The organism is Chryseobacterium defluvii (assembly GCF_003634775.1).
Taxonomy (GTDB): Bacteria; Bacteroidota; Bacteroidia; order Flavobacteriales; family Weeksellaceae; genus Chryseobacterium; species Chryseobacterium defluvii.
Genome location: NZ_RBXB01000001.1, coordinates 247,593 through 274,271 on the forward strand (window position 1 = coordinate 247,593; position 26,679 = coordinate 274,271).

Annotated in this window: 14 protein-coding genes; 8 read left to right on the forward strand and 6 right to left on the reverse strand. The window is 36.4% G+C overall.

Translation table 11 applies throughout. The annotated features are described in order from the left end of the window. The first annotated feature begins 140 nt into the window (after positions 1-140). On the forward strand, positions 141-1,940 hold the full coding sequence (yidC, locus tag BCF58_RS01130; RefSeq protein WP_121459965.1) for a membrane protein insertase YidC: 1,800 nt from the start codon (positions 141-143) through the stop codon (positions 1,938-1,940). A gap of 107 nt (positions 1,941-2,047) precedes the next feature. Here yidC and BCF58_RS01135 read toward each other — a convergent pair whose 3' ends face one another. Next, the gene (locus tag BCF58_RS01135; RefSeq protein WP_121459966.1) at positions 2,048-2,632 is read right to left on the reverse strand and encodes a ribonuclease HII; all 585 of its coding nucleotides are present in this window, start codon (positions 2,630-2,632) and stop codon (positions 2,048-2,050) included. A 134-nt stretch (positions 2,633-2,766) separates the two neighbouring features. On the opposite strand from BCF58_RS01135, the gene BCF58_RS01140 reads away from it, so the two are divergent. The 3 genes from BCF58_RS01140 to argS all read left to right on the forward strand — a co-directional run bounded on the left by BCF58_RS01140 (position 2,767) and on the right by argS (position 9,110). Continuing rightward, complete coding sequence (locus tag BCF58_RS01140) at positions 2,767-5,778, forward strand: SusC/RagA family TonB-linked outer membrane protein (RefSeq protein ID WP_121459967.1); 3,012 nt, start codon at positions 2,767-2,769, stop codon at positions 5,776-5,778. An 11-nt stretch (positions 5,779-5,789) separates the two neighbouring features. Then, positions 5,790-7,226: a SusD/RagB family nutrient-binding outer membrane lipoprotein gene (locus BCF58_RS01145; protein WP_121459968.1), complete on the forward strand. Its 1,437-nt coding sequence runs from the start codon at positions 5,790-5,792 to the stop codon at positions 7,224-7,226. Between the two features lie 117 nt (positions 7,227-7,343). Next, complete coding sequence (gene argS / locus BCF58_RS01150) at positions 7,344-9,110, forward strand: arginine--tRNA ligase (protein WP_121459969.1); 1,767 nt, start codon at positions 7,344-7,346, stop codon at positions 9,108-9,110. 44 nt (positions 9,111-9,154) lie between these two features. Here the strand turns inward: argS and BCF58_RS01155 are convergent, their stop codons facing one another. The 5 genes from BCF58_RS01155 to ccoN form a co-directional block, all read right to left on the reverse strand. Beyond that, positions 9,155-10,084 carry a YihY/virulence factor BrkB family protein gene (locus BCF58_RS01155; RefSeq protein ID WP_121459970.1) on the reverse strand — a complete coding sequence of 310 codons (930 nt, stop codon included), beginning with the start codon at positions 10,082-10,084 and terminating at the stop codon, positions 9,155-9,157. Position 10,085: 1 nt separating this feature from the next. After that, complete coding sequence (gene tamL, locus BCF58_RS01160) at positions 10,086-12,413, reverse strand: translocation and assembly module lipoprotein TamL (protein WP_121459971.1); 2,328 nt, start codon at positions 12,411-12,413, stop codon at positions 10,086-10,088. Next, a complete protein-coding gene (locus BCF58_RS01165; RefSeq protein WP_121459972.1) occupies positions 12,413-17,434 on the reverse strand; it encodes a translocation/assembly module TamB domain-containing protein in 5,022 nt (1,673 codons plus the stop codon). The genes tamL and BCF58_RS01165 overlap by 1 nt, the downstream gene beginning before the upstream one ends. 285 nt (positions 17,435-17,719) lie before the next feature. Continuing rightward, complete coding sequence (locus BCF58_RS01170) at positions 17,720-18,607, reverse strand: c-type cytochrome (protein WP_121459973.1); 888 nt, start codon at positions 18,605-18,607, stop codon at positions 17,720-17,722. Between the two features lie 23 nt (positions 18,608-18,630). Beyond that, positions 18,631-20,910, reverse strand: a complete 2,280-nt coding sequence (gene ccoN / locus BCF58_RS01175) for a cytochrome-c oxidase, cbb3-type subunit I (RefSeq protein ID WP_121459974.1) — start codon at positions 20,908-20,910, stop codon at positions 18,631-18,633. 182 nt (positions 20,911-21,092) lie between these two features. Here ccoN and BCF58_RS01180 point away from each other — a divergent pair, with 182 nt between their 5' ends. The 4 genes from BCF58_RS01180 to BCF58_RS01195 all read left to right on the forward strand — a co-directional run bounded on the left by BCF58_RS01180 (position 21,093) and on the right by BCF58_RS01195 (position 26,594). Next, positions 21,093-21,401, forward strand: coding sequence for a helix-turn-helix domain-containing protein (locus BCF58_RS01180; RefSeq protein WP_121459975.1), 309 nt, complete (start codon positions 21,093-21,095; stop codon positions 21,399-21,401). A gap of 427 nt (positions 21,402-21,828) precedes the next feature. Then, a complete protein-coding gene (locus tag BCF58_RS01185; protein WP_121459976.1) occupies positions 21,829-22,758 on the forward strand; it encodes a hypothetical protein in 930 nt (309 codons plus the stop codon). A gap of 652 nt (positions 22,759-23,410) precedes the next feature. After that, positions 23,411-24,403, forward strand: a complete 993-nt coding sequence (locus tag BCF58_RS01190) for a site-specific integrase (RefSeq protein ID WP_170148957.1) — start codon at positions 23,411-23,413, stop codon at positions 24,401-24,403. Positions 24,404-25,037: 634 nt separating this feature from the next. Next, positions 25,038-26,594: a T9SS type A sorting domain-containing protein gene (locus BCF58_RS01195; protein ID WP_121459978.1), complete on the forward strand. Its 1,557-nt coding sequence runs from the start codon at positions 25,038-25,040 to the stop codon at positions 26,592-26,594. The last annotated feature ends 85 nt before the right edge of the window (positions 26,595-26,679 follow it).

Here is a 26,679-nt window from a genome sequence, read left to right on the forward strand (position 1 = left end):
GTTGATTATTATCAGCCTGAGTTTATTATTTTGTAATAGGGTAAAAGATAGAGTTTTGATAAAAAAACAGTATTTTTGTCAGCTCAAAAAGTAAGTACAATTGTACGTACAGATAAAAATAAAATTTTAATAAAATCAACATGCAACAGAACAACGGACTCGATAAAAGTCAAATGATTAGTTTTGCGGTTTTATGTTTGGTTCTTTTCGGCTTCATGTTCTATTTCCAGAACAAGCAGCAAAAAGAAGAGGAGCTGAAAGCTCAGCAACAAAAAACTGAACAGGTAAAAACTGCCGTAAAACAAACTCAGGCAAGTAATATCAATCCAAATGTAACTCCCAATGCGATTCAGGTTTCCAATCTGGCCAACAACGAATTGAAACTGGAATTTTCCAGCTTAGGAGGACAGGTTTCTAAAGTAGAGCTTTCTCAATATAAAGCTTATGATCAGAAAAGTGATAAAGCAGATCTGCCTCTTTATCTGATTAATAAAAATAATTCGAACTACGGATTTCAGTTTAAAGATAAAACAGGGAAAGTGATCAATACCAAAGATTTGGTATTCTCTCCGACAGTTAACGGAAACTCAGTGACCATGACCGCTAATTACGGCGGTGCTGTTATCCAGTTTATCTATACATTACTTCCGAAATACACCCTAGATTTTAAAGTAAGAACCCAGGGACTTGCCAAGGTTACTTCTGATACAAAAGCAGATTTCATCTGGAACTATAATGTAAGAAACTTAGAAAAGGGTAGATCCCAGGAGCAGTCACACTCGGAATTTTCTTATGCATTCAATAATTATAAGGATTATGATTACGATGCAAGAACAACTATGGATGAGCCGGAGGAAACTTTAAACTGGATAGGAGTAAAACAGCAGTTTTTCTCATCAATCATTGAAGCTAAGACCGGATTTACACAAAGTAAAGGAAGTCAGGAAAATGTGGAAGAAGGAGAATATCTGAAGAAATTCAATTACGAAGGTTTTGTTCAGATGACCGGGAATGAATTGAACCAGGATTTTTCATGGTATTTCATGCCGTTGGATCTGCCTTTATTGAAATCTTATGATAAAAACTTTGATGAAATTTTACCATTAGGCTGGTCGTTTATCGGATCCATGAACCGTTGGTTCTTTATGCCGATGTATAACTTTATTTCTTCTTGGGGAGTTACTGCAGGCTGGGCTATTTTCATATTGACAATCATTGTAAAGCTTATCCTGTCGCCAATTATGTACAAACAGCATAAATTGAGTGCGATGATGAGAGTGATCCGTCCTGAAATTGATGAGGTGAATGCCAAATTGAAAGATGCAGACCCGATGAAGAAGCAACAGGCGACTATGGAAGTGTACAGAAAAGCAGGTGTCAATCAAATGGCAGGTTGTTTGCCGGCATTGGTGCAAATCCCGATTTTCTATGCCTTATTCCGTTTCTTCCCGAACTTTATAGATTTAAGAGGGGAGGGCTTCTGGTTTGCAAAAGACTTAACTGCTTATGATGATCTCATTAAGTTACCATTTAACATTCCTTTCTTAGGCGATCATTTAAGTGTGTTCGCGTTGGCATGTACGGTGGTAATCCTTATTTATACCATTATGACTTCAGGAAATATTCAGCAGCCACAACAGGAAGGAATGCCGAACATGAAAGTATTAATGTATATCTTCCCGATTACATTCCTGTTCTTCCTGAATACATCTGCATCCGGTTTATCTTGGTATTATTTTGTATCAAATGCCATCAATATTTTAATTATCCTTGTTATTAAATACTGGATTTTGGATGAGAAAAAGATTCACGCACAAATTCAGGCTAATAAAGAAAAGCCAAAAGCGGAAGGAAAGTTCCAAAAGAGAATGAGAGAAATGATGGAGAAAGCTCAGGAGCAACAGAAAATGACAGAGCAGCAAAGAAATAAAAAGAAATAACATATCATAACAGAAAGAGAAGCAAATTATTGCTTCTCTTTTTTATTTAGAGGGATTTTAAATTTCATTTCTGAAGGCTGTAAAATCATAATTCAAATTTGAAAAATTTAATCGTATTCAAGCCTGAAGGATCTTCTGTGATATTTGGTAGGACCATGCTTCGAAAGCGCTTCCTGATGCAGTTTGGTTGCATACCCAAAGTTTGTATTCCAGCCATACTGCGGGAATTCATCATGCAACCTAATCATCAATCTATCTCTGTAGTTCTTTGCTAAAATAGATGCTGCAGCGATAGATAATACTTTAGCATCGCCTTTTATAATACATTGATGGGGAATATAATTATAGGGATGGAATCTATTTCCGTCTACTAAAATAAGTTCCGGCCTTATAGTTAATTGATCTAATGCTTTATGCATCGCATGTATGCTGGCGTTCAATATATTGTGCTGGTCTATGAACTCTGCAGGAAGTTCAGCAATGGCATAGCTTTTAACATTATCTTTAATGTAGTCATCCAATTGCATACGGGTCTGAAAATTTAACTTTTTGGAATCATTAACTAAACTTTGCTTAAAATTATCACCTAAAATGACAGCTGCAGCCACCACAGGACCACTTAAACAGCCTCTTCCTACCTCATCGCACCCTGCTTCGATGTAATTATCCGTCCATTTCTTTAACAAATCCATAAATTTTAACAATTTCCCTCATACAAAATTAACAATATTTCAACAATTATGGAAAAAATAATAATTTTTTGGGTTTTTGTTTTGTGTTTTTAAGAAAGTTTTACAAATTTGTACTAAGCAAAAATTAATTTGATATGAAGAAACTAACAGCAGGTGTGCTTACGTTAGTGTTATCTTCTTCTTTAGCTGTGGCCAATGCCCAGGAAACGAAGAATGACACAGTAAAAACACAAGACATTGAAGGTGTAGTCGTTACCGCGCTCGGTATTAAAAGAGAAAAGAAAGCTCTTGGATATTCTTCTCAGGAAGTGAAAGGAGAAGATATCAGTAAAGCTCCTACTACAAACTTTCTTAATAACTTGTCGGGAAAAGTTGCCGGTTTGGATATTAAGCAGGGAACTAACTTTGGTGGATCTACGAATGTTGTATTGCGTGGATACAAATCAATTTTAGGAGATAACCAGGCTTTATTTGTAGTAGATGGGGTTCCTATTATCAATAGTAATATCAACTCAACTGATCAAAAAACAGCAAGAGGTGGATATGACTATGGTAATACGGCTTCAGATATTAATCCCAATGATATCGAAACCCTTAACGTACTCAAAGGGGCTGCTGCAACAGCACTTTATGGTTCTCGTGCTCAAAATGGGGCAATTATCATTACAACAAAAAAAGGAAGTAAAAGAAATAAAGGAGTAGGCGTTGAGTATAGCTCATCTTTTACTGTTTCTTTTGTAGATAAAACTACATTCCCTGAATATCAAACAGAATATGGGCAGGGATACTTAGGACAAGGATTTGGAAGTTACCAAGGTTTCCCAAGAGTTTCATTTGGACATGATGCTTCCTATGGGCCAAAATATGATGGAAGTCTTGTTTGGCAATATGATGCTTTCATTCCCGGATCTCCAACATTTGGACAAAGAACAGCTTGGGAAGTTGCTAAAAATGGCCCAATTGAATTCTTTAATGTTGGGACAAACACTGTAAATAATATTTCCTTAAATGGCGGAAACGATGTTGCAACATACAGATTCTCTTATGGAAATACGTATGCAACGGACATTATGCCGAACAGTAAATTGAATAAGAACAATTTTGCTGGTAATGCGAGTTACAAGTTTACAGATAAATTAACGGCTAATTTATATGCTAACTTTATTACTCAGAGAACTCAGGGAAGAAGCACAACAGGATATAGTGACAACATTATGTCCAATTTCAGACAATGGTGGGCTACTAACGTAGATTTGAAAGAACAGGAAGCGTTGTATAATATGTCTCATCAGAACTATACCTGGAATATTAAGAGTGTTTCGGATATCAGACCACAATATTGGGATAACCCGTATTTCAAAGTATATGAAAACTATCAAACTGACTCCAGAGACAGGTTAGCAGTAAATGCAAGCTTAAATTATGACCTTACTCCGGATATTAGCTTAATGGGTAGAGTGGGTAGAGACGGGTATACAATGAAAGTGGAAGAAAGGAGAGCTGTAGGTTCAGTAGCGGCCCCATTCGGATTGAACGATGTAGACCAGCCTTCAGGTTATGCGGTATCTAATTATAATGTTTCCGAGACCAACTATGATTTCTTGGCAACATATAAAAAGACATTGAATGATTTTAATATCAATGCCTTATTAGGAACGAACTTAAACGTTCAATCTAATGAGATCAATCAGCAATCGACTTCCGGGGGATTATTAATTCCTGGATTATATACCATAAGTAACTCGGTATCTACACCGGCACTACCATTCCTTTCCGAAACAGAAAAAAGAATATTCGGCGTATTTGCTCAGGCATCTTTAGGGTATAAAAACACTTACTATTTAGAAGGAACCATCAGAAGAGATCAGTCAAGTGCTTTACCTGATGATAACAATGTTTATTGGTATCCATCAGTATCGGGAAGTTTAGTGTTCTCTAATTTAATTAAGCAACCGTGGTTGTCTTTTGGTAAAGTGAGAGCTGCGTATGCTCAGGTAGGATCAGATACAAATGCTAACTTATTATCAAATGTATATCTGGCTCAAAACCCATTCTTATCATCAATGTATGCTTACAATACCATTGCTAAGAATAAAGATCTTAAGCCTCAACGACTTGATAACATAGAACTAGGTGCAAATATGGAGTTCTTCAAAAACAGATTAGGTTTTGATGTTGCTTGGTTCAAAAATAAAGCATTTGATCAGATTCTTGCATTACCGGTATCTACGGGAACAGGTTCTGGAAGCCAGTATAAAAATGCAGGAACATTGGAAACAAAAGGATTTGAAATTTCAGGACATGTAGTTCCAGTTAAAACTTCAGATTTTACATGGAATATTGATGTAAACTGGTCTAACCCTAACACTAAAGTAGTGGAACTAGCTCCTGGTATTGAAAATATCCAATTAGGATCTTTACAGGGAGGAGTTTCTATTAACGCGCCTTTAAATCAGGATTATGGAACAATCTGGGGCGCCGATTTTGTATATGCTAACGGCCAGAAAGTTGTTGGTGAAAATGGAGCTTACTTATCTACAGATTCATCAGATAAAAATCTTGGATCATTCCAGGCAAAATGGATGGGTGGTTTAAGAAACAGCTTGACTTATAAAAATCTATCATTCAGCTTCTTAATTGACGTGAAACAAGGAGGAAAAGTATTCTCTCTAGACCAATATTATGGGTATGGAACAGGTTTATATCCTGATTCAGTAGGATTGAATGATTTAGGAAATCCTATCAGAAATACATTGGCTAATGGAGGAGGAGTTATTCTTCCGGGAGTAATGGTTGATCCTAATAACCCTAATAATTATATTGTAAATACCACAAGACTAGACAAATCTCAATCCAGCCAGGTGTTAGGAACTGACCCACCACCAGCAGCGTTTGTATATGATGCAAGTTTTGTTAAATTAAGAGAAGTTGCTATAAGCTATAAATTACCTAGCAGTGTATTAGCCTCCACATTTTTGAGAGACTTAACTGTGGGATTGGTAGGAACTAACCTATGGATCATTCATAAGAATTTACCATATGCAGATCCGGAAGCTGGATTATCTTCAGGAAATATCCAGGGATATCAGTCTGGGCCAATGCCGGCAACACGTAACATCGCATTTACTTTAAAAGCTAACTTCTAAACGAGAAAAAAATGAAAAAAATATTAATAGGTACCCTATTTTCGATGTTGGTGCTGAACAGCTGCGCTGACGAAAGTATCAACGAAGATCCACATAGTGCATATACTACAACTGCTGAGTCTGTAGTATCATATGCTCAAAAATCTTTAGCTGATTATGTTAATACCCCGAGTGTTAACGAAAATAACTTCAGATTAACCATGCAATATTGGCAGGAAACAACTTATGTTAACGAAAGTAACTATGATTTTGTTAACAGAAATGTTTCCAATAATATCTGGACAGACAATTATGTTCAGGTACTTAACAATCTGAATAAGGCTAAAGAACTTACAGAAAGCTATAGTCCTACGGCTGCAGAAATATCAACATGGCCTGTAACCAAGAAAAATCGATTAGCTATTATTGATTTAATGATGGTGTACACTTACCAGAATATGGTAGATACATTTGGTAATGTCCCTTATAGCCAGGCATTACAATTGGAGGCTTTTCCTCTTCCTGCGTATGATGATGCTGCAACAATCTATAGCTCATTAATCCAAAGAGCAAAAACGGATGTACAATCACTTGCTACAGGAAGTTCTTTTGGTGCCGGAGATTACTATTATCAAGGAAATATTGCTAAATGGAAAAAATTTGGTAATTCCTTATTATTAAAATTAGGTATTGCGATTGCTGACTCTAATCCTTCGTTGGCACAATCTACTGTTACTGATGCTATTGCAGGCGGAGTATTTACTTCATCAGCAGATAACTGTCAATTACCATATCAGGCAGCTTCTCCGAACTATAATCCATTATATGATGCATTAGTAGCAAGTGGAAGGGATGATTATATTGCTGCAAAGCCGTTTGTTGATTTCTTATTAGCAAATAATGACCCTAGAATTTCATCTTACTATCAATTAAACGAAGATGATGAATATGTTGGGCAAGTGGTAGGACAACCGGGAGAAGTAGATGTATTTTCCAGAATTGGAGAATTCGCTCATGAGCCAACTCACCCTGGAACTATCATGAACTATACGGAAGTAGCATTCTATCTTGCTGAAGCTGCTGCTAGATGGGGAACTTCAGTTCCTGCAACTGCTTATGCAACTGCAGTTCAAGCATCAATGGATGAGTGGGGTGTTTCTGCTGTAGATGCTACTGCTTATTTAGCTGCGCATCCTTATAATGCTGCTAACTGGAAGCAATCTATAGGTTTACAGGCATGGGCTGCATTATTTAACCAGGGGCAAACTTCTTGGAACTTCTATAGAAGATTAGATTATCCTGTATTACAGGCATCTGCTACAGCTGCTCCTGAAGCTGGTGGTAAAGTTCCTGTAAGAATGACTTACCCTGTAAGAGAACAGTCTGTAAATGGAACTAACTGGGCTGCTGCTTCATCAGCAATTGGTGGAGATAAATTAACAACAAAACTGTTCTGGGATAAATTCTAATTCTAAAGCAGATATATAAACTGTAAACCGCCTTCGGGCGGTTTTTTTATTTCCGTATATTTGTATTTCCAAAAAGCAGGCAATTTCATATGCCTTTCAAAAACGAATATAAAATACATGAATATTAAAGATATCATAGAAGAAAAACTTTCGGGGATTATTTTAAATGTGTACCAGTTAAAAGATATTAATCTGGAAGTTCAGGAAAATAAAACCGAATTTGAAGGTGATTTTACAATCGTAACCTTCTCATTGGTAAAACAGCTTAAGAAAAATCCTGAAAGCATAGGTATTGAATTAGGAGAATCTTTGACCGCCCAAACTGATCTGGTTGAAAGTTTCAATGTGGTAAAAGGTTTCCTTAATATTAAAATCAATAACCAGTTTTTTGTAGACAACTTCAGATCATTACATGATAGTTTTTCAAAAATTGAAAGAAAGAATTCAACCGTAATGGTGGAATATTCTTCTCCGAATACCAACAAGCCTTTGCACTTGGGACATATCAGAAATAACCTGTTAGGATTTTCGGTAGCTCAGATTTTGAAAGAAGCGGGATATGATGTGATTAAAACTCAGATCATCAATGACAGAGGAATTCATATCTGTAAATCGATGTTGGCCTGGGAAAAATTCGGGAATGGAGAAACACCGGAAGCAACCCATATAAAAGGAGATAAGTTTGTCGGAAACTACTATGTGGAATTTGATAAAAATTACAAAAAAGAAATTTCAGAACTGGTTGAGCGGGGAGTTGCAGAAGAGCAAGCTAAAAAAGAGGCGCCGGTGATGAAGGAAGCTCAGAAAATGCTTTTGGACTGGGAAAATGAAGATGAGAAAGTGAGAAACCTTTGGAATGAAATGAATTCTTGGGTATATAAAGGTTTTAATGAAACGTATAAAAGATTAGGAGTAGATTTTGATCAGGTTCAGTACGAAAGCAATACTTATTTATTAGGAAAAGATCTAATCCAGGAAGGACTGGATAAAGGTGTATTATATCAAAAAGAAGACGGATCGGTTTGGTGTGACTTAACGGATGAAGGCCTTGATCAAAAGCTTTTATTACGTTCAGACGGAACATCCGTATACATGACTCAGGATTTGGGAACTGCTGTAGAGCGTTTTAAAGATAATGATATTCAAAAGCTGATTTATACGGTAGGAAATGAGCAGGATTACCATTTCCAGGTTTTATTTAAAATTCTTAAAAAATTAGGCTATTCTTGGGCCGATCAGTTATTCCATTTATCATATGGAATGGTAGAGCTTCCGGAAGGAAAAATGAAATCCCGTGAAGGAACCGTAGTAGATGCGGATGATCTGATGCAGGAAATGTATGAAACAGCAAAATCGAAAGCACAGGAATTAGGAAAGCTGGAAAATCTTTCAGAGGAAGAAAAAGAAGCTTCTTACGAAACCGTAGGTCTGGGAGCATTGAAATATTTCATGCTGAAAGTAGATCCTAAAAAGAAAATGTTATTCAATCCTGCGGAAAGTATTGAGTTTAATGGAAATACAGGACCATTCATTCAGTATACTTATGCTCGTATTCAATCTTTGCTTACAAAAGCAAGTTATGAACATACAGAAGTTTCCAAGATAGATATCAATGAATATGAGAAAGAGCTGATCATGTTGTTAGCCAATTACAAAACCGTTGTAGAGAAAGCTGCGGAAGCTTTAAGTCCTGCTTTGGTTGCCAATTATGTATATGATTTAGTGAAATCGTATAACTCGTTCTATCAAAATCAAGATACACCGATTGTAAAGCTTGAGGACGAGAATCTGAAGCAATTCCGTTTGAACTTATCGGATTTAACAGCCAAAACAATAAAAAAATCCTTGGAATTACTGGGAATAGGAACCGTAAACAGAATGTAAAAATAGAACCTCCTGAATTCAGGAGGTTTTTTTATTCAAATCATTCATGATTGTGAGGTTGGGTTTTTATGACTTTCGACGTACAATTTTGCCTTACTCCATTTGGCATGTTTGGAAGGGGTTATTTTATATCCTTTTCTATAAGTATATATTTTAGTAAACTCCGCACCGAAAAATATCAGCATACACGAATAATTGATCCACATCATAATCAAAATCACAGTTCCGGCAGCTCCGAAAGGTGAAGTAGGCTTGAACTGTCCAAAATAAAGGCTTAATAAAAACTTACCCAGTGTAAATAATAAAGTTGTCAGAAAAGCTCCTCTCCATACAGGCTGCCAATTCATCTTCACATCCGGGAGCACTTTAAACATCAGAGCAAACAGCAACATAACAACTCCAAAACCTATAATAAAGTTCACGGTCTCAACAAACATATAGGTTTCAAAGCCGAAATAACTGGTGATCCAATTATTAAACAGACTGATGAATGAAGATAAGATCATGGTGATCATCAGCAAAAAACCAAGGATCAGGATCATTCCCAAAGAATTAGCTCTGTCCAGCAGAAATTTGACGAATGCTTTTTTCGGGGCAGATTCCACATCCCAAAGTGTATTCAAAGAATGTTGCAATTGAAAAAACAGGGTAGTGGAACCGAACACAAGAGATCCTATTCCCACAATTTTCATAAAAACGTTTTCTTTATCAATCAGGGCTCCTGCAATCATATTTTCTATACTTTTGGCCGCATCCGACCCCATAATTCCGCTGATCTGGTTGCTGATTTCTCCCTGTATCGCTTCTTCACCGAAAAAATATCCGGCAATCCAGATGATGATAATTAAAAGTCCGGGAATAGAAAATATGGCATAATAGGCCAAACTCGCCGAATCTCTCGAGGCATAAGAATCATTCCACTCTGTGAATGTATCTTTTAAGACTTCCCAGAAAAATTTTGCCCTGCTGATCATGTTAGAAAGGATATCCGATTGCAATATTCAAAATAAGATTATCTTTTCTCCAGCTGCTGTCTCCAAAGTTAACCTTATCAAAAGTCCATCTGTTACCTTTTTCATAATAAGGCACTCTCAAAGGCATAGCCAAATCTAACCTTAGAATTAAAATTGAAAAATCAAGTCGTAATCCTACTCCTGCACCTACGGCAATTTCACTTAAAAAGTTTTTAGAGAACTTTCCACCGGGTCTTTCGGGATCTTCGTTTACCAGCCAGATATTTCCGGCATCAGCAAAAACCGCAACATTTAAAAATTTATAAAGATTAGCACGGTATTCCGCATTCAGCTCCAATTTAATATCTCCTGCCTGATCAAAGAAAATTCCATCCGGCTGCGTTCTGGGATCATAACTTCCCGGTCCTAATGTTCTGGCACGGAAAGCACGGATACTGTTGCTCCCTCCTGCAAAAAACTGTCTGGAGAACGGAATATGCTCCGAGTTTCCATATGGATAGGCAAGTCCGGCAATCAATCTTGAAGCAAAAGAAGTTTTTTCGGCAAACTTGTGATAAAACCTGAAATCATTTTCAATTTTTGCGTACTGGCTGAAAGGAATGTCAAAGATTTCCTTTTGCTTATCCTTTTTCACATTGGCCCCGGTAAATAAACCGGTGAGATTTCCGGCTAAATCAAGCATACCACGATAATACACCGTATTGGTTTTCTGCATCATGGTATTGGTGTAAGTATAAGTATAAATAGGACCGAAAATAAGTTGTCTTTCAACGACTCTTCGCAAAGCAGAACTGTTTTGAGCCAAAGAATCATATTTTGGAGTTACATTGGCAGGAGAAACTAAGGTAACGTCGAATATTTTTAAATCGTGTTCCTTTCTCGCATTTTCTTTCCATACATAACCGAACGATGCATTAAAATTATTCAATGTATAATATTGAGTACGGTTCTGGAACTCATATCCTAAACTGATATTGGTCCTCGGAACAAACGCGCTGGATGAATGGAAACGGAAAGGTGCGACAATTCTCGGGATCGAAAGCTGTGCATTGGCTCCTGCACGGAAAATATTATTGGCATCTTTCGGACCTCCGATTTGTACATCAAAAGCGCCATAAACAGAAGCTTTGAATTGTTCGGCTCCACGGAAGAAATTTCTGTGAGTCCAGTTCAGGTTAAGCTCACTACCTGCGTAATTGGCGGAATTTGTTCTTCCCAATGCTTCAAGTCGAAGCGACTGCAGTTTTCTCGGAGTTAACAGATAATAGGTATCAAACTTATGATTCAGGGAATCTGAAACAATGAACTCATTTTTTACAAATTTGAAGACCCCTAAGCTGATCAGACGGTTCAATGTAAGATTATGGTCTGCACGGTTGTATAAATCTCCCCTCTCAAAATATAGCGCTCTGTCGAAGATTTTCGGTTTGAAAGTATGTTTGGGATCAATGACGTAAATGTCATTATAGGCATATTTAGAAAGTGAATCCGTATTCATGGGAATACTGTATTTACCGTCTTTTACATCCTGTATGTTGTAATTGGGAAAAACAATCACCTTGTCAATAGTGAACTGTTGTTTGGCAAGATTAGGAGTATTATCTTTCAGTTTTACATTAAGCTCCACCTTATGGTTTTTACTTACCGTACTGTCTGCCTGAACAATGATATTGTCCGGATGAAAGTAATAGAACCCTTTTTCTTTTAATCCGTTATCAATCCGTTCTCTTTCTGTTTTGATGACATCCAGGTCAAAAGGCTTTCCTGTCTTCAGTAATGTTTTATCCGTCAGATTCTGAATTTCCTGATTGACAAGCGAAGAATCTTTTTGAAATTTCACGCTGCTGATCAGATATCTTGCTCCCGGTCTTACCGTATAGATAACCTTTGCTTTTTTATTTTTAGAAACAGTGTCATAAGTAGCTCTTGCATTGAAATAACCCTTATTCTCAGAATGGTTTTCAATAATGTCTTTATTGAATTCCCTGTCAACATCTCCCAGTAAGACAGGTTTTTCTCCTACTTTATATTTCAGCCAGTAACGGAATCCTTTTTCCTTTTCAGGCTCTTTGGTAATATTATAGAAATATAATCTTGGACGTAATCCCAGAAATGAAGAATTGGGTTTTGGAGTCAGATTATCTTCCAAAGCCGTTTTCAGGTTGTTCTTTTCCTTCTTTGAAATGGTATCATCTTCAATCTTGATGTCCGCTCCGGTATACAGCATTTGCCCTTCTTTCAGAAATCTGGTGTTACTGCATGAAAATACAATCACGGAAAGTCCTGAAACAAATAAACAGGTAAGATAGGTATGGAATTTATTTTTCATTATTTAAACTCTACTACTTGATTTGTCTTATTCTCTCTAGCTCTGTTCTTTCTGGATTTTTGAAAAATCTCACGGAATTTATCATAGTCCAGTGTGATGATAAACCCGACTCCTGTTTCTACAATCTGCCCCTGAAGAGCCACCTGATATTCATTCTTACGATACGCACGCAACATGTATCTTCCATCTTTGGAAAGGCTGTAATCTACGGTAACGTCACCTGCAATATTCGTCATGTTCTCATTTTGTCTGGCTTCGCCTTCCAGTCCGAAATTACTTCCTACCGAAACTTTTAGACGGTCATTCAGTAATTTTTTGCTGATGTCTACATTCAGGTCGGTTCTTGTATTTTTTTCTCCGGAAGAATAATCCTCGGAAGATTCAAGGTCAAAATTCAAATCCACTCCTTTGATTAACCCGGATGCAAGATTATTCAATTGCTGAGAAAGAATTTTACTCACACTCTGTCTCGCCATGGATTCTGCGGAAAGTCCTGCACCGCTTTGGAACGGATTTTCCCCTACAAAACGGTTCAATAATAATAAAGCAAAAACCTGCTTGTTCATTTCAGACTCTTCGGTTCTCAGCTGGGCAAGTTTGGCATTTACATTATCTACAACAGAAGATGCCACCGCATTGTTTTCTTCTTCAGTGGTAATGTCAAAAGTGATCTGAGGCTTTAAGAGTTCTCCTTTCATTTTAAGTAAAGTATTGAAAGGAATTTTTTGCTTATACATATTCATATCAGCCGTTGACATACCGCTTAATTGTTGCTCCAGTAGATCAATCGGTGGAGCTTCGGTTTTATAAACGGCTGTGATGTCCAGATTAGCGGCAGTCGGTTCGCCGGTCCAGGTAATCGTACTTCCTTTCTGGATATCAAACTTACGTTTCAGGACACTTACTGTTAGCTCGTAAGAACCTTTTTCAACTTCATATACTCCTACCAGAGTTGTTTTTCCGGATGGGTCAATTCCCCCGGTTAATTGTGCTTCGCCTTGAAGTTTTACGAAATCTCCGTTCACTTTATCAATAAGAATGGACAATTGTGCTTCTTTATGAACTTCAATATTTACATTCACATCCATTCCTCTGATACGGCTGTCGGTATTCAACGAATCTGCTTTGATCGTTTTATTGAGCACCACCTGATCCTGATCAATGAATTCAACAATACCTTCTCTTTCCTGTACCGAAGGAGTAGATTGAGGAAGTACGAAAGTGAAGTCCGTATTGTCTGTAACGGCTAATCTTCCATCAACTTTTGGGAGGTCTAGATTTCCACGAACATGCAGATTCGCATCAATGGCGAGAGTTCCGTACATAATGGCTTCATTCGATTTTTCTGAATTGACCACTTTGAAGTCTTTGGCATTCACATCAAAATTGAAGGTAAAATCTCTATAATTTTGAGTAAGGATTTCCCCATTCAGAGCGAGGGAATTTCCATCTTTATCTTTTATTTTGAATTGATTGAAGGCTATTCCCCGGTTGGTAAAATCAATTTCATCGTTAATATTTCTGAAATCGCTTCCCGTTTGTGAAATCATCAGTCCTGCATTATTGAATTTTACTTTTCCTAAAATGTTAGGCTTTTCGGTACTTCCTGTGATTTTGAGGTTTCCTGAAAGATATCCTTCCGTATTGGTAATCGCATTCATCGTGAATCCCTGGATACTCTTCATCTGAAGCTGATTGATATCCATATTGAGGTCAAATGTGCTGGAAGAAGTATTATAGTTTCCAAGAACTTTCACATCATTATTATTTCCTGAAAGGGCAATATCTGCATTGAGAAGTTTAGGGGAAGTGCTGTTTACTTTTACGGCCAGATTACCAACCGGACTTCCATACACCATAAGGTCAGAAATATTCAGATCGGAAGTGAACGTCATATCTTTCGTGACATTTCTGAGCTGTGCAGTTCCGTTGATGGTCCCTTTAGCCAGCAGTGAATCTTTTTTAATGATTTCCGTAATGGTTTCTATTTTAAAATCTTTCAGCGAAACATTTAAAGGACTGGAAGGAGAATTGGTTTCCGATTGCAGCAGAATTTCACTTCCGGCGTTGGAAAGCCTGAAATTATCAGCTACAATTCCGTTGCTGCTGATCTGGATTTTATTATTTTCGGCCACAGTCCAATCGTTGTAATTTAATTTTAAACCATTTGGATTCAACGAGATTTCCGTAACATCATTCAAAGATTTTGCATTTCCTGCGATTAAGAAACGGGTCGTATTTTTTTCGTCTTTGGTGGTAATATGATAATTGAGAATGTTATTGGCAACATCTCCATTGATATTTACCCTGTTCAAAGCAAAGCTTTCACTTTTTAATGATGCGACATCCAAATTATATTGTAAAGCCTGGTTTTCATTGGTCACCCGCAATGAGGCATCTTCAATTGAATTTTCCCCATATAAAACCTGTGGGATTTGTCCGTCTATTTCAATTTTCTGGGTATCGGCGTCATAATTTCCCACTACATTAATCGTTTCAAAGCTCTTCAGATCCGGAACAAATTTTCTGATCAGATCATCATTCTTGATTTTAGCATTAAAGGTAAAATATTGTCCGGCTTCAATCTTTTGGGCTTTATCCGGCTTCTGGAACTGGTAATATTGGTTGATGGTCTGCAGTAATGATCCGAAAATCTGAGTAAGCTTATACTTGCCTTTTAATTCTATATCTGCAATCTGAGAATTCAGGTTAATTTTGGTTGAATCTGCTGTAGAAACAGCTTTTACATTCACTTCCTGGACTGGGAATACTTCTTTGGTATCAGAGAACGCGAAATTTTGAAGATTGAGATAGCCGTTCAGATGATCAGGATCTAAATTGGTAAAATCGCCGTCAATTTTTCCTGCAATGATCATTGGCTTTTCATAGAAGCCAAGTTTGTTCAGATCAAGCTTAATGATGTTTCCGTTTACTTTTACCGTTGGATTTTTTTCGTCATAAACTCCGGAAGCAGTTAATTGTACATTGGCATTCGGGTCTTTTGAATTCAATACAACATCATAAGCACCACGATTGATTTTGCCCGTTAAATTCATATTCTGGTAGCGGTAGCCTTTATACCCGACTGAATTGACATATCCTTTCAGGTTTGCTTTGGCATTTTTAAAATCAAAACTTTCCCCTTTGGCAGAAATTTGTGCAGTAATAGATCCCAAATCCTTATTCTGAATGATTTTGCCGATCTGCAGGTTCTGAAGATTGGCTTTAACATCATATAACTCATGATTTTTCCTCCTCATGTCTACCTGAGCGACAATTCCGGCATTTCCCAGAGTTGAGGTAAGTTTCAGATTGGCGTTTACCACTTTTGTAGTTCCCTTAGCCGTACCTTTTATACTGAAAAAAGAGGGTAGAGAGATATTGGAAGGGATTGTATTTTTAGGGACCAGATTGAAGATCGTTTTTCCTGATGAAGATAGTTCCCCGATCCGAAGGTCATAATATAAGTTCTCAGGATTCATTGCATTTCTGATTCTTCCGGATGCGGAAACTTTCAGCTGGTCCAGACCGGATAATTTCAGGTCTTTGATCAATAAATCATTTACTGTTCCATTGACCAAGGCATTCACATTTAATATGGCATTGGGATATTTATTGAAAGGGACCGTATTTCTTAACGTCGGAACAAAATTCAGAATATCAGAAAATCCAATTTTGGAATTACGGATATTCGCTGAAATTCTTACCGTTCCCGGATTAGCGCTTAACTGTTCAATGGAATTATAATTTAGAATAATTTCATCCCGCAAAACGGTTTTGGGAGTTTGTAGGTAAAGATCTTTCAGGTAAGCCTGTTTTTCGTCATAAATAAAATCGGTATTAAATTTCTGGATATTCAAACCCCGTGCTTCCTGGATTTCTGCGGAATTCACTGTCCCTGCAAAAGTGTTGTTCTTCATTCTGAAATTTCTGGCTTCCAGATTCATTTTGGAAAAATTCAGATGGTTAAAATCCATTCCTGTTTTTGTGGGAGCTATTGCTGTATTATTATAAACAACCTTCACATCATTGAGAAGAAGCTTGCCTAAAAGCAATTGGAGGGCTTTTTCCGGTTCAGGCTTTACCGTTGGTTGTTTTGAATTTTTTGGATTCGCATTTTCTGCAGGCAGATAAAGATTGGCATTAATATCCGCACCGGAGAGTATCACATTGGAAATGTTGTAAGAATTATTTTCCAGATCAAGTTTATTGACTTTAGTGCTTAATTCTTTAAACAGAACTTTGGCGAAAGTTTTGGTATTGTCATCACCGTAATCAATATCGAAGTTGGTCAGTTTTATTCCCCTTAAACCAATTTTCATGGGCTTTTTCTGATTGAGGGAATCCACTTTTTCTTCTACATTTTCAGCAACTTCCTCTACCAGATCCTGTTTTAACTTCAGCTTTAAACCGTCAAGATTGATATCATTGAAAGCATAGGTGTTTTTATCTAGATCAAATGTTCGTACTCTTGTATCAAACGACCGGAAATATACTTTAAGGTCATTTCTGGATTGCTGGTCGTTGAAAGTAACTCCAATATCTTTTAGATTGATTTTATCCAGGGAAATAATAAAGGGTTTAGATGGGCTTTCTTCTTCATCTTTCGTTGCAAAAGCATCAATGATATAATCAAAGTTGAATTTTCCATCCGGTTTTCTTACTACATGGGCCCGGACTCCTTCCATACTGGCAGAAGTAATATCTGCGGTGGAATTGATCAGTTTGAGCATGTGTAAACCGACATCAAGCTTTCTGACCGCTAAAAGAGTATCTTTATTCTGACCTTCCAGATACAGCTTTTCCATGACCAGGCTGTTAGGAAACCCAACGTATACTCTGTCTATGCTAACTTTTGTTTTGATTTTTTTCTCCAGGTAGACAACCAGTTTGTCTTTAAGGAAATTCTGAACTACCGGAAGTCGTAAACTGAAAATAAGCAGGGTAAGTAAAACCAATATCGAAATAATCGTTATTAGAATACCCCTTATAATTTTTCTTTTATTAATTTTCAGTTTCAAATTTTCGGGTTTTAAACAAAGATAACAAATGAGGATTCAAATATTATCTCCGTTGGTATCCTAATTTGAATACAAAAATCCTGCCTTGGCTGCTCTATTATGGAATTTAGTTTAGTTTAGTCAAGTGAATTAGTTGATGAAACAGCCAAAGCCAGGATTATTTTAAAAGCCCCCTTAGATCATTTTATGTATGAAAAGGTTTTTGCAAAAAATGAAAATTCAAATGTTAGTAGAGGGGGCATATATGGCATTTATATAATTGAGTGTTTTTTTTAATTGTTGCCATTATTCATTGATGTTTTCCCATTTTGCCTGTTCTCCTTGTGGAGCTGCTCCTCCCTGAGCCTCAGTGACGGGTGTTTTTTCCTGATTGATGTGGTATACATAAGCCGCTATTTTTTCGGCATCTCTTCCTGTGATGGTTCCTTCTTTAATGAAAGGTCTCATAGTCGGGTTATTGGGAGAGCCATTTTCCAGCATCCAGAATACATTTTTAAAAAGCGTTTTTTCTTTAATATTGATCCAGTGTCCATCGGTAAGATTGGGTCCGATTCCTCCTTTTCCTCCATCAGAATGACAGGTAACGCAATTGGTTTTAAAAAGCTGTTCACCTTCTGCAATATTATCGGCGCTGTATTTTGCTGTTTCCAGATTAACGGAAGGAGCGTTTTTTTCAAATTCTGCGATAGAAGCCATCATGGTTTGTGTTTCTGATTCATACTCAGAATCCGGATGTGCATAATCCGTGAAGGCAAACGCCACCATGTAAACAGCACAAAATATACACCCGAACCAGAACAATCCGATCCACCATTTCGGAAGTGAATTGTCAAGTTCCGTAATTCCGTCGAAACCATGATCGATAAGGATATCCTTTTCTTCAGACTGGGATTGTTTTTTAAAGGCGGAGTTCCAAAGCTTTTGAAAATAAGACGTTTTTTTCTCTTCCAGGTATTGTTTCTTTTCTTCTTCCGTCAATCGGCTGAAGTTTTCATTTTCAATCAGATCTCCTATAGAATTCATGATGAAAAGAAGAATCGTAGTAATGATCAGCAATACCCAAAAATAAGGGGAGGAGAAATAATTTCCATCCTGGCTGAACATTTCGAATGCCATAATAGTTAAGCCTATCGTTACGGCAATATATACTGAAATTGGGGTTCTCGTTTTCATTGTACTTTCATTTCATTTAATCTTTACTCTGCACTTGCTGTTTTGACATCAGTAGTCTTAATGTCGGTTCCCAATCTTTGCAGATAAGCAATCATGGCTATGATCTCTCTTTGCTCAAGCGGTACGAATGTACCTCCTTTTGTCATTCTGTCTTTTTCTACCTGATCTTTTACATCTGTAGCTTCAGCATAAATTCTTTTAACAATGGCTTTTGACTGATTATCTGCCCATTGATTGGCGGAATCTATCTGTGCTTTTGTATAAGGTACTTCGAAGGCATTTTTCATCAGCTTCATTTTATTCACCATTTCAGAACGATCCAGCTTGTTGGTGATCAGCCAAGGGAAACGGGGCATAATGGAACCTGCAGAAGTAATTCTTGGATTGTACATATGTTTAAAATGCCATGAATCAGGGTTTCTGCCTCCTTCTCGGTGCAAATCCGGTCCTGTTCTCTTAGATCCCCATAAGAAAGGTCTGTCATACACGAATTCTCCTGCTTTTGAGTATTGTCCGTTTTTACCTTCAAATCTTACGACTTCATCACGGAAAGGTCTTATCATTTGTGAGTGGCAGGAATTACACCCTTCACGGATATATAAATCTCTTCCTTCCAGTTCTAGCGGGGTATAAGGCTTTACAGCTGTAATTTGCGGAAGGTTACTTTTTACAGTAAGAGTAGGGATGATCTCTATCACTCCGCCTATAGCAATGGTTACAAAAGCTAAGATGGAGAGTAACTTTGGGGTTCTTTCCAGCCAAAGATGTATTCCTTCTCCTTCTTTTCTCTGGCTTCCGATATTTGCTAAAGCAGGTGCTTCTGCAGGAACTTCTCTTTGGAATGAGCCTGATGTAATGGTTTTATAGACATTGATAGTCATTAAAATTGCTCCTGAAATGTAGAAAAGCCCTCCTAAGAACCTCATTTTGAAATAAGGAATGATAGCAGTTACTGTATCCAGCCAGTTTTTCCATAATAATGTCCCGTCCGGATTGAATTGTTTCCACATTAATCCCTGAGTGAACCCTGAAATATACATAGGCACTGCATAGAAAATAATTCCTAATGTACCCAGCCAAAAATGCCAGTTAGCCAATTTTACAGACCAAAGTTTGGTTCTCCACATCACTGGAACAAGGTAGTACACAATTCCAAAAGCCATGAATCCGTTCCAGCCAAGCGCACCAATATGAACGTGACCAATTACCCAATCTGTGTAATGTCCGATTTTATTTAAAGATTTTGTAGCTAAAAGCGGTCCTTCAAAAGTAGCCATACCATAACAGGTTACTGCTACTACGAAGAATTTAAGGATAGGATTTTCTCTTACTTTATCCCAAGCTCCTCTTAGAGTAAGAAGTCCATTTAACATTCCACCCCAGGACGGTGCAATAAGCATAATCGAGAACCCTGTTCCCAATGCCTGCGCCCATGCAGGAAGTGCTGTATACTGAAGGTGGTGAGGTCCGGCCCAAAGATAAACGAAGATTAATGACCAGAAGTGGATAATAGACAGTTTATAAGAGAATACCGGTCTGTCCGCTGCTTTCGGTAAGAAATAATACATCAAACCTAATACTGGGGTAGTCAATACGAATGCTACTGCATTGTGGCCATACCACCACTGGACAAGGGCATCTTTAACACCGGCGTACATTGAATATGACTTCCAGCCTGTAAAAGATAACGGAACCTCCAAGTTATTAAAGATATGAAGCATGGCAACAGCAATCCAGGTACCGATAAAGAACCAGATGGCTACATATAAATGTCTTACTCTTCTTTTCGCAATCGTTCCAAACATATTGATACCGAATACGATCCAGGAGAAAGCAATCAAAATATCAATCGGCCATTCATGCTCTGCATATTCTTTAGAGGTATTGATTCCCATTAAAAAAGTAATCACTACACTGATGATCATGATCTGCCATGTCCAGAAATGAAGCCAGGACAACGTATCGCTGTACATTCTTGTTTTCAGTAATCTTTGTAAGCTGTAATAAGCACCACAAAAGAAGGAATTACATACAAAAGCGAAGATCACGGCACTGGTATGAAGCATTCTTATTCTTCCGAACCCCAAGGCCCCCTGTGTGTTGATTAATCCCTGGATATTGCCGCTTCTTAAACTCTGAATAGTAGTATCATCAGTTCCGAATAAGAATTCCGGAAGTTCAGGATAGAAAAGCATGAGTGCGGCTGTGAGTCCTAAAAGAAAACCAATAAGCCCAAATATAACGGTAGCATACAAGAATGCTCTGACAATAGTATTGTCATAATTAAATTTTTGCGTCTCCATAATTCCAATGTGTTGTCCAGAGATGATATTTATCCTTTATAGCTTCGTTTTTTTAGCCGGATTTTATTAGAGAAATAAATATCATGTAAGTGTATAATGTTATGCCAAAGGTATTTATTAACTTTGTTAGAGGCTAGTAGATATCCTTCTAAACTATACCGAAAACTACTAAAACAAATACTATGAAAATATGCAGTCAAAACATTAGAAAAATCCGGAGAAGCAAGGACTTTACCCAAGAATATATGGCCTTCGAGATGGGAATTTCCCAGAAGGCTTATTCGGATATTGAAAATTCCAAGGTGAAAATCAACCTCGAGATCCTGACAAAAATCTCAGATATTCTTGACATTAAACCTTCGGAAATATGCAGCATTTCCCATAAATGCTCGGATGATTATGAAGATAAATATCATGAGCTGCTCAATTATATAAAGCAAAATAATATTCCGGTTCCTGATGAATATTTAAAAGAGAATAAAATGAAATAGCGTATCGCAATAATTTTTGTCCAGGTTGTATTTTTATTCAATTCAAATGAAAATAAATAAAAGTATAAAATAGGTTTAACTAAAAGGAGTATTGGAATACAATACTCCTTTTAATTTATTGAAAATCATCCTATAAATTGTAGATAAACAAAAGTAGAATTTTACTGCTTTTTGTTTTTTTTAGATATGTTATTTAAAAAATAAAATAATATTAATTTATTGTTATTAATTGATTAATATATTTTTTAATTATGTTTAAAATGTTTAATTTAGTGCCATATTTAATAACAATTCTAAAATGGAGAATTTAATAAATTATTTGCTATGCTATATTTTGAAAATCATTTACATAGAATAGGATTTATTATTTCATTTCAAGCTGTTTTCAAGAATAATTTCTTCCAATATTTAAAATAATCTTATTTTCATGAAAAAAAAAGTACTTTTTAGTGCCTTATTGGCTTTTATTAATTGTGCCGTAATGTATGGCCAAACTGGTAATGTGGGAATCAACACAGTGACTCCGGGGAGTAATCTAACAGTAAATGGTTCCTTTGCGGCAACTTATCGAACTGTATCCACGAGTGGAGCTGTAGGTTCAAATGACTATTATTTAGCTTATGATGGCGGTACCAACGGAACATTAACTTTACCGGCTGCAATAAGCGGTACGGGTAATTTTTTAGGACGTACTTATCATTTCAAAAACACAGGGACAGCTACGCTTTCCATAGCAGCTAGTGGAGCAGAGTTGATTGATAACCAAAGTGGAGCTGGAGTGTCATCTATTAATATACCACCAGGTTATTATGCTTTCTTTATAAATAAGGGTGGAACTACCGGAACAACATGGGAGCTTATTTTATTATCGAGCTCAAACAGTGTGCCTGCAGCGGCTTCTACTTATCCCTTTTCTACGGTTGCAACGACTACCCGACAGACACTTCCTGCTACGCCAGGGGCATCTTATGTGGTGACAGAAATTAATTATCCTGAAGGGACGGTAATCAATACAGGAAATGTTTTAAATACTGCAAATGGAAGATTCACGGCTCCTACAAATGGCTACTATATGTTTTATGGCTCCACTCAGTTTGATAATGGGGCTATTTCAGGAAATCCGACTTTTGGCTTTACGGTTTTGTATCTTGTAAAGAATTTCAGTACTAACCCGAATAATGTTTTAGTTCAGTCTTACCAGCCTAATCCGGGGTCTCTTGTTGGAACGAATGTTTCCTGTGTTACTTACCTGAATGCAGGGGAAACGGTAAGTATGGCTGCGGTTGCTTCCGTTGCGAGCGGAAGCGTTTTTCAGGTGGTCGTAAGCTCATTATATGGATATAAAATAGCAAATTAATATACGTATTGATCAATGGAAAATATTCACAGCTCCGACATTAGTTGGAGCTGTTTTTTGTTGGTCAGAAATAAAAAAGCCATCCTAAAAATAGGATGGCTTGTAGACCCACAGGGACTGTAAATATTTAATTAACTGAAATGTATTTTACTTTTGTTTATTTTTAAAATTTTTAAATTATTGATTATAAGTATTTTAATTAATTTAAAAACTATATTGTAATTAAATAGATTAAGATTGATTTAAAATAAATTGGATTAATATTGACTAGAAATTGACTAAATGAATATATTTGTATTGTTCAAACTTTAACAATAAAATGGCTACCGTAAAATTCATAATTCAGTCAAAGAAACCAAATTCAGTAATTTATGCAAGATTTTCCGTTGGAGTAAATCAGGTATTTAAACGTAAAACCCGCGAAACAGTCAATCCTGAAAACTGGAATTCTAAAAAAGGTTCAATTATTCAAAGGACAGCATTAAATAAGGATAACTTACAAAAGCAAAACGAACTTATTAGCACTTTAAATAAACTGGAAACATTCATATTAGAACAGTACAGGAAAAGAACCGATACCGAAATTATTAACGGCGAATGGCTAGAAGAAATTATTACTGCTTATTATTCCGGAGGTCGTAAATTTGAGCAGTTGGATTTTATTGAAAATTATTTGGAGCATTATAAAACGGAAATTTTGCCTTTTAGAAAATATAAAGGAAAACCGATCACACAAAGAACCAAACAAAAGCACCTCACGATTATAGAAAAATTCCAGGATTTTTTAAAAACAGAAAAAAAGAGATTAAAAGTTTCGGATTATAATATTGCTGTTGGTAACAGATTTGTTACTTTTTTGCGAGGACAGTATTTAAACGATAATACCGTAGGGAAATATTTAAAGTATACTAAAACCATTTTTAAAGATGCTAAGCTCGAAAATATTCAAGTCAATGAGCAATTAAATGAAATTAAGGGATTTACAACTGAAACACCGACTCCTTACCTTAAAATTGAGGAACTGAAAAGAATACAGAAATTACTAATTGTAAATGAAAGGCTTGAACAAACAAGGGACTGGCTGATTATCGGTTGTTACACCGGACAAAGAGCCTCAGATCTTTTTAGAATGACACCAGAAAAAATAATTAATATCAACGGAAAAGAATTTATTAATTTAAGCCAAAAGAAAACAAAAAATCCTGTTTTAGTTCCAATTCATGACGAAGTAAAGAAAATTCTTGATAAAAGAAAAGGGAGTTTTCCCCCACAGTATTCAACTAATTTAGAAAGTTCAAAAACTATTTTTAATGAGAATCTGAAAAAAATCTGTAAACTAGCGGGGATTGATCGTCAAGAATATGGAAGGGTTTATGATGAAGTTAACAAACATTATGTATTTGGAAACTTTCCAATGCATGATTTAGTTTCATCCCATATCTGTAGAAGAACATTTGCAACAATGTATTATTCTAAAATTCCTACTGCTATTATTATGAGTGTAACAGGACATAAAACCGAAACCGAATTTTTAGGTTATATAGGTATTGATAATAATACGCTTTCTGAGCAGATGTATTCTTACTGGGAGAAATTAGATAGTAAGCAGGATAAAAACGATTTACAGATTAAGAATGTGAATTAATTAAAATTTTGATTTTTTTCTTCTGTATTACTGTAATTCGTTTTGCGGTAATATTTTTTTTCTTTTAATTTTCTTAATAATTTAGGTTATTTAATAGCTTAAAATAAATTTCAACCGAATATCTCCCTATCTGCTCACACGTAAGAAATACCAGAGATTTGTTTCTTAAACATTTTTATTTCTATTATCAGTGAATAGAATTTTAAAAATATTTATATCTTCGTAATTAAGATTTTAACGGAAAAATATAAAGCATTAGCTTTTTCTTGCCTTGGTAAACTGGTAATTTATAAAAGAAACAAGAATAGCGATGCTCACGTCTGGCGTGGGCTTTTCTCTATTTGTTTCTAAGGTATACCAGTACCTCCAAGGCAGTAGGATTAGTTCCACGCTTTCTTATTTTCTAAATCACTGCAACCAATTGAATAAAATGTATCTAAAATATAATACGACATAGTTTGTCGCTATGGAGATATAGCTTTGCAATAGATAAACAAAAATATGAATTATGAATAAACTATTTCTATCAGGTTGAAAAGTTGATAATAAATTATTCTTTTCAAAATATGGGGTTTTTACGGATTGCGAAAAACCACCAAATAAAATAAGTTAGCAACTTTAATAAAATAAAAACATGAAAAAAAATTACAAAGGCGCACTCTTCCTGTGCGCATTCCTGAGTACATTTGCTTATTCTCAGGAAGTAGTCTGGCAGAAAGACATTAAATCCAATACCCAGGATTTTCTTTCACAAGTAACCACTACTATTGACGGACAGTATCTCATCACAGGAAGCTCTATTCAGGCATCAAAACAAACAGAAAGCAAACAAAACAATGGCTATGACTTTCATTTAGTCAAACTTGATCAACAAGGGAATGAAGTCTGGGAAAAATACTTCTCAGGACAGAACCATGATTTTTTATCTGCAACGGTGAATACTCAGGAAGGAGGCTTTCTTCTGGCTGGAACTTCATTTTCAGGAAAATCTTTGGATAAGAAAGAAGATTCCAAGGGAGGCTCAGATTTATGGCTTATTAAAATCAATGAATTCGGGGAAGAGCAGTGGCAGAAAACATTAGGCACAGCTTCCGATGAAGAAGCCAGAACTGTGATTCAAACCACAGACCTAGGCTATTTTGTGGCAGGAAATGTTCAGAACTCAGCTAAAGGATTTGGTTCTAAAGATATATGGATCATAAGACTCGATAAAACAGGAAAACAGACTTCAGAACTGATCTTAGGAGGAAAAGGACTCGATGAAGTGGAGAAAATGATTCCGACCAAAGATGGAGGTGCATTATTAGGAATCTATTCCAGAAGCACTACCGGAGGATCAAAGAAAACTGAAAACTTTGGTGAAGGGGATTACTGGATCATCAAACTTTCCAAAGACGGAAAAGTAGAATGGGAAAAGAACTATGGTGGAAAAGCTGATGATCATTTGAGAACCCTTGCTTTAACTTCTACAGGATGTTTGATTGGTGGAGAATCAAGATCAGAAAGATCAGGAAACAAAACCTCTGGAATAGAAGAAGGAACCGATTTATGGCTGATTTCCTTAAATGAAAGAGGAGAAGAACAATGGCAGAAATCATACAACTTTAAGAACAGGGATGTACTTATGGGAATGAGTGTGATTAATCATCTCTCAACTGACAACTCTACCCTGTCAACTAAAGGAATCTTATTGGGTGGTTATACTCAGGCAGAAGGAAGAATAGAAAGTGATGATGAAACCTTCTGGATGCTGTATCTGAATCAGGAAGGAAAAGAAGAATGGAGAAAACATGTGAAAGGAGAATCCAGGAAGAAGGAAGAAAGACTTTCAGATATTAAGCTTAACAGAGATGGCTCTATCATCTTGGCAGGAACCAGCGCAGAGGAATTAGGAAAAGAGAACTGGAAGATCGTGAAACTGGGAGACGGACAGATCGATCAACTAATAGAAAAACAGGACATCAGAGTCTATCCGAATCCTGTATCGGATTACACCTATGTAGAAATCGGCTATGAGTTTAAGGAAGCGGATATTTTGCTATATGATATGAGTGGGAAGCTTCTGCAACAAACCAAGACGAAAAATAAAGTAACCAAGATCAATACTCAGCCTCTGGTTCAGGGAGCTTACCTTGTGACTATTAAAACAGATATCAACAAAAACGCAAGTGCGAAAATCATTAAGAAATAAATACAAAATGAAAAAAATAATTAAAGCTTTTAGTGTGATGATTGGAATCATCATATTTAATCCACTCGAAGCTCAGCAAGACATT